Raw genomic sequence first — 4185 nt, forward strand, 5'->3', positions numbered from 1 at the left:
GCATCCATATCTTTGTTAAAAACATTATAACCAGAATTTTTTAAGGTAAAACCATCTTCAGCAGAAATTTCTCCGAATACTTTAAAACATTGGATAGGAATAGCTCTTCAATAGATTGGTTTATGTCAGAAGTTCCCTATAGCTATACTGTCTCTATTGAAAGTAGTTTTGACCCTTCTCACGCCCAGTTTTTGCATGAAGGAATTTCTGGTTTTTCTCCAGAAAGAGCTATTCCTATCCAATGTTTTAAAGTATTCGGAGAAATTTCTGCTGAAGATGGTTTTACCTTAAAAAATTCTGGTTATAATGTTTTTAACAAAGATATGGATGCTACGCGAAAATTCAGCCCTCCATGTTCTAATACAACAATATATGAATTTTATAATGGTAAATCTGCTTTGTTTTTATTGTATTTTGTACCAACAAAACCAGGTTATTGTAAACATATTGGTAGGTTTATTTTTGATGCTGCTCCCCAAAAACGTAACTTGTGGTTTGAACTCCTACCAAAGTATTTACAAACAGGATTAAAACACTTATCTAGCTATAAGTTAAGTGACCAAGATATATCAATGTTAGACTTTCGGCCTATCAGCGAATTAACAGATAATAAAACTTGGCAAAAATCCTATTTCATGCCTTCATTAGCTGATGTTGGTATAGTTACTTTTCGCAAATGGTTAGATGAATTTGCGGGGGGGAAACCTGAATGGCAAGGAATAAAAGAAACACCTTTTCTAGAATTAAATGATGAACAATTATACGACCGCTGGCACAGACATACAAAGCATTGCCCTAGTTGTCGGCAATCTCTAATTTTGATAGACAAAATCAAAGATTTTTGTCAAAATTTTACAGCAGTTTTAGCAATTTTAGCTTTATTTTTAATCGCAATTAATCTGTCAGTAAAAATTATTTTGCTACCAGTCTTACTGAGTATATTGAGTTTAATTTGCTCTTATAAATTAGACTCCATAAGACAAGGTTTTCTGACCAGTATTCCCAAAACAGGTTTACCTGTGGTCAAATTGTATTAGGACTCTTCAACAATTAATTATTAATTATTAATTATTTAGGCCCTTGTTTGCCATACATTTCTATATCCGAAATATCGATTCAATACCAACTTGATACGGTCTCGGGGTCTCCCGTTATAATTGCGAGATTTAACGGGAGGGGAATTGCCGACAACAAGGTTATGTAGGTGTCGATTGATGTTCAACATATTGCTTTAATTGCTCAATAGTTACACCTCCGCAGCTAGCAACAAAATAAGAACCCGTCCACAGTACAGGTTTCCTGTAAAACCTAGCTAGGTAATCAGCAAAGTCTCTCCGGATCAACCTACTCGAAACAGTCTTGAGATTGGCTATAAATTTGCTCAGTTGAACTTTTGGGTTAAATGTGATTAACAAATGTACATGGTCAACTTCACCATTAAACTCTACTAATTCACACTCCCACTTTTGACAGGTTTGATCAAATATTTTATTTAACTGCTGCAGCATTTCAGAGGTAATTACTTTTCTTCGGTACTTGGTGACAAATACGATATGAACAGTAAGAGAATAAACAGACCTAAAACCTTTATTATAGTTGCTTGACATAACATAGCAGTAAATGTAAAATCAAAATATGATAATTACTTATTGCTATAAAATCAAGCCCACTTCTGAACAGTCAGCAAAAATTGACTATTGGCTAGAGTTGCTCAGGAGGCATTGGAATTACGCTAATGGTCAAAGACTAGACTGGTTAAATAGAACTAGGTGTCAATTAGACCGATGCTCAATAGTATCATGTCCTATCGGCGAGATTCCTGGCAAGCCTGATTATTATTTTCAACAATCAGCACTTAAACAAACAAAAATTCTCTTTCCAGAATACAAAGACATCTATTCTGAAGTTCAACAAATTAACTTACAAAGGTTGGATAAAGCCTGGAAACGTTGGTTAGTTCCAGATCAAACAGGCAAGAGATTTGGTAGACCAAGATTCAAGAAGTCTGGCAAATTAAGGTCATTTTGTTTTAGTAGAGTTAATCATCCTAAAGCAGCAGTTAAATTTGATGGCAAGCAAATTATTATTAGCAGGTTTGGTGCTATTCCAGTAATAGTTCATAGACATATTCCAGATGGGTTTACGATCAAAACTGCAACTATAACCAAAAAAGCTGATGGCTATTATGTCAGTTTTAGCTTGGAAGATAAGTCAGTTCCTAATCTAATTCCTACAGAGAATATAAAAACTGCTGTGGGTATTGATGTCGGCCTCAAAGAGTTTCTGACGACCAATACTGGAGACACTGTTTCTGTTCCTAATTTTTATAGAAAATCTCAATCTAATTTAGCTAGAAAACAAAGTAAAGCAGCTAGAAAAGAAATTGGTTCTAATAACTGGAAAAAGGCTCAAAATAGAATAGCTAAATTACATCAACATATTGCTAGACAAAGAGAAGAATTTCATTACAAAACTGCCCATAAATTAGTTAAAGAGTATGATTTAATTGCAGTTGAAAACCTTAACATTAAAGGTTTAGCCAGAAATAGCAAATTATCAAAATCAATCTATGATGTAGCCTGGGGTGCTTTCATTGAAAAATTGAATGCAGTGGCGGTCAAACGCGGTGTTCATGTAGTCAAAGTCACTCCTCATAATACATCACAAAATTGTTCAAATTGTGGTCATAAAGTACCTAAAACTTTGTCAGTTAGAACTCATTCTTGTCCTAAATGTAAAACAGTTTTAGATAGAGATGAGAATGCAGCAGTTAACATATTAAATAGAGCATTAAACGAGGTGGGTATCATCTTGTCTGCTTGTGGAGGCTTAGACGTTGGTCAGCCTATGTTCGCGTAGCGTTGCGCCAGCAAAGCAAGAAACTTTTGAAACTTGGGTTCAATTATCTTTGTTTTAGAAGCTCCCGTTATAATCGCGAGATTTAACGGGAGAGACTTCACTTACATAACTTCTCTATTTTTTCTAGTATTATTAGTAGACAGCTAGCAATTTTTAATTATTGATGAAAGAAATAATCAACAATATCTTAACTCGTCTGGGTCAAGTTAAACTACCTACTCCATCATATTTTGAGACCCTAAAAACTTACACTGTCAAAAAAGTATCAGATGCCGATACTTTTGATGTTATTTCTGATGAAGATAACCAGGAAATGACTGTACGTTTCGTTTATATTGATACTCCAGAAACTTCTAAAGGATGGGGAGATTCACAGGTGGAAAAAATGAATCGTAAAAATGAAAATCAAATATATCGTAGTCAATTTGAATGGGGAGAAAAAGGCAAAGAGCGACTCCAAGAATTAGTTGAAAAAAGTGGTAATAAAGTCAAAGTTAAAGTTACTGGAGAAGAAAAACGACCAGGGCGATCGCCACGTTGTTTTGGTGAAGTTTATTTATTAGATGGTACTTTTGTACAATACATTTTAGTCCAGGAAGGCTTGAGTCGAATTTATTATGATTATATTAGCGAATGTCCAAGAGACACTGCAATAATGTTGTTATTAGCAGAAGCGGATGCTCAGATAAATCAACGTGGAATATGGCAAGAATCTCAATCAGAATTTATTCCACCTTGGGTGTTTCGTTCCCTGAAGAAAAAACAAAGGTCTTTTCTGAGAGATATGAGTCAAGACTTGAAAGAAGGTACAATTACTGAAGCTGATTTTGATGCTACATTTAAACTCAAATTACAGGAGCAAGACCAGATTTTATCAACTCTTTTTGAAGACTTGAAAAATGGTGTCATTACTCAACCTGAGTTTGAAGATAAAGTTCAAGAACAAGCTAATAATTTATTTGCACAATAATTAATTTTGACAAAATATTCAAATTATTGAAATACTGAGGCGATCGCTTTTGTGGGTGGCTCAAAAATCTCAAAACTATTGTACAATAGAAAAAATAGCTCCAAAACTACAACGTTGGAGTTTTTTTTAATTGAGCTATTCTATTGCCAGAGTCAGGTAAAAGCCAGAAATTATCCTCAGTGTTTCAATTGAGTGGCACTCTCGGCGATCGCTTTTGTGGGTGCCTCAGAAATCTCAAAACTATTGTACAATAGAAAAAATAGCTCCAAAACTACAACGTTGGAGTTTTTTTTAATTGAGCTATTCTATTGCCAGAGTCAGGTAAAAGCCAGAAATTATCCTCAGTGTTTCAATTG

At 34.4% G+C, this 4185-nt stretch carries 4 protein-coding genes; 3 read left to right on the forward strand and 1 reads right to left on the reverse strand.

Annotated elements, in window-relative coordinates:
• Positions 1-122 precede the first annotated feature (122 nt).
• Complete coding sequence (locus F6K13_RS21180) at positions 123-1037, forward strand: hypothetical protein (protein ID WP_287288291.1); 915 nt, start codon at positions 123-125, stop codon at positions 1035-1037.
• Between the two features lie 159 nt (positions 1038-1196).
• Here the strand turns inward: F6K13_RS21180 and tnpA are convergent, their stop codons facing one another.
• Entirely contained in the window at positions 1197-1607 is a 411-nt protein-coding gene (tnpA, locus tag F6K13_RS21185; protein ID WP_124154763.1) for an IS200/IS605 family transposase, read from the reverse strand.
• 28 nt (positions 1608-1635) lie between these two features.
• On the opposite strand from tnpA, the gene F6K13_RS21190 reads away from it, so the two are divergent.
• Together F6K13_RS21190 and F6K13_RS21195 are read left to right on the forward strand one after the other, a co-directional pair.
• Positions 1636-2859 carry an RNA-guided endonuclease TnpB family protein gene (locus F6K13_RS21190; RefSeq protein ID WP_124146770.1) on the forward strand — a complete coding sequence of 408 codons (1224 nt, stop codon included), beginning with the start codon at positions 1636-1638 and terminating at the stop codon, positions 2857-2859.
• A gap of 163 nt (positions 2860-3022) precedes the next feature.
• Positions 3023-3829 carry a thermonuclease family protein gene (locus tag F6K13_RS21195; RefSeq protein WP_124146769.1) on the forward strand — a complete coding sequence of 269 codons (807 nt, stop codon included), beginning with the start codon at positions 3023-3025 and terminating at the stop codon, positions 3827-3829.
• The last annotated feature ends 356 nt before the right edge of the window (positions 3830-4185 follow it).

This window comes from Okeania sp. SIO2B9, assembly GCF_010672505.1.
GTDB lineage: Bacteria > Cyanobacteriota > Cyanobacteriia > Cyanobacteriales > Microcoleaceae > Okeania > Okeania hirsuta.